Source organism: Ramlibacter paludis, assembly GCF_022012305.1.
Taxonomy (GTDB): Bacteria; Pseudomonadota; Gammaproteobacteria; order Burkholderiales; family Burkholderiaceae_C; genus Ramlibacter; species Ramlibacter paludis.
The window spans coordinates 1-2027 of sequence record NZ_JAKLTM010000012.1; the positions used below are offsets into that span (position 1 = coordinate 1).

Annotated in this window: 1 protein-coding gene; it reads right to left on the bottom strand. The window is 70.8% G+C overall.

The features are described from left to right. The coding region (locus LZ009_RS24140; RefSeq protein ID WP_275700552.1) for a hypothetical protein at nt 1-2027 on the bottom strand (2027 nt) is incomplete at both ends.

Genomic DNA, 2027 nt, shown 5'->3' on the forward strand with positions numbered 1-2027 from the left:
GGGTGATCGCCTGGCCCGCATTGGCCGAGGCCTCGCCCGCGTTCGCCGCCGTGCCGCGCAGCGCCGTACTCGTCACCGAGGCCAGGTTCACGCTGTAGCTCGCGCTCTGGCCACCGTCGGTGCTGACCGAGATGGCGCCGAAAGCGGCGTCCCCGAGCGGCACCGTCACCCGCACATAGCCGTTCGGGACGTAGCCGTACACCGCGTCACCGCGGCCGAACACGTCGGGGCCCGTGTTGATTCCGCCGTCGAACACCACCAGGCTGCCGAAGTGGTACTCGCTGGCCGAGCCCTCCACGAAGCCCAGGCCGGCGACCAGCACGCTGGCATACGAGCCGTCTCCCGCAACCCACTCCACATCCACGTCGGTGATCGCCGGGACGATCTGCAGCGGCACCGCCGCGCCGTTGACGTCGCCCACCAGCCGCACGCTTCCGGTGACCGCATGGACGGGCACCGTGACCAGCGCCTGGCTCGCATCCGCGCTGACGCTGTTGGGCCGCACCACGATCTCGCCCCGGTTGCCGGAGGCATCCACCGTCTGGAAGACCACATCGATGCTGGTATCGAGCCCGGTCCCGGTCAAGGTGATCACCTGCCCGGGGACCGCCGCCGCGACGCCCGCATCGGCGGCAACGCCGCTGGCCGGGGTGCTGGTGATGCCGGTGAGCGCCTGGTTGAAGGCGGCGCTGGTTCCGCCCGCGGTGCTGACGCGGATCGGGCCGCTGGGCGTCGCCGGCGACGTGCCCGGCACCACCATGTTCAGCTGGCTGTTGCCTACGCCCGACGAGTAGACGTCGATGCCGTAGTTGGGCGTGCGGTCGTCCACCTGCGTGGCGCCGAAGGACACCGTCGTGCCGGCCTCCGCGAAACCCGTGCCGCGCAAGGTCAGGTTGTTGCCGACGAAGCCACCGCCCGGATTCATCGTCACGTCCGTCACGGTGGGTACCACCTGCAGCACCATGCCGCTGCGGTCACGCTCCAGCCGCACCATGCCGGTCGTCGCGCTGTCCGGCACGCGCACCGTGAGGGTCTGCGCGACCAGGTCCACCGCCGTGGGCGCCACCGACTGCTCGCCCAGGGAACCGTTCGTGTCCACGGTCGTGAAGACCACCCGGTCGGAGGACAGCAGCCCGACGCCCGCCAGCGTGAGGGTCTGGCCCGTGTTCGCGGAAGGCAGCCCCGCTTGCGCCGCCGTTCCGCTCGCCGCGCTTGCCGTCATGCCGGAAAGCCGGTTGCTGCCGCCGCGCATCGCCTCGAAGTTCAGCTGGTAAGTGCCGGTGTAGCCCGACGACGTTCCGCTGCCGCCCACGCTGGGGTTGTAGCCGATGTTGCCGTAGCCGCTGATCCCGACGTAATAGGTGCCGGAGGCGTTCGCCGTGAACTCCAGCGGGTTGCCGTCATTGGGGCCGAAGTAGCGCGACGCCTGCTCCACGCCACCCGCATCGAAGATCCGCACGGTGCTGTAGTTGGCGCTGGGCGTGACGGTCAGCCGCAGCGCGGCGTGCGCATCCAGCGTCAGGGCATACAGGTCGACGTCGAGCGGTCCACCGATGTCGGCGGTCACCGCGGTGTGCGCATCCCGCAGCAGGCCGAGGGAGACAGCCGCCGCCAGTGTGTCCGGGGGGTCGCTCGCCTGGGCCTGGATGCCGTTGTCGGCCAGGACCACGCCGTGCCGGTTGGCTGCGGTGCCGCCGGCCGTGCTGACCACGACCGCCTGGCCCGTCAGCGTCCCGGCGGGCACGACCAGCGTGAGCAGCTGCTGGTCGCGGTTGGTGCCGCTGCCGTCGAAGATGGTCCGCACCGTGTAGTCGGTGACCGTGAGGCCGCCTACGGTGATGACCAGGTCATTGCGGGTGAGACCGGTTCCTTCGGCCAGCAAGGTATTCCCGGCAGCCACGTCACCGCTGACGCCGCGCAGCGTGGGCACGACCTGCAGGTTGAAGCTGGTGCCGCTGCCCAGCACGGTGACCGCGCCCGAGCGCGCCAGGGCCGGCACCACCACGCTGAGGGTCGTGCCGTTGGCA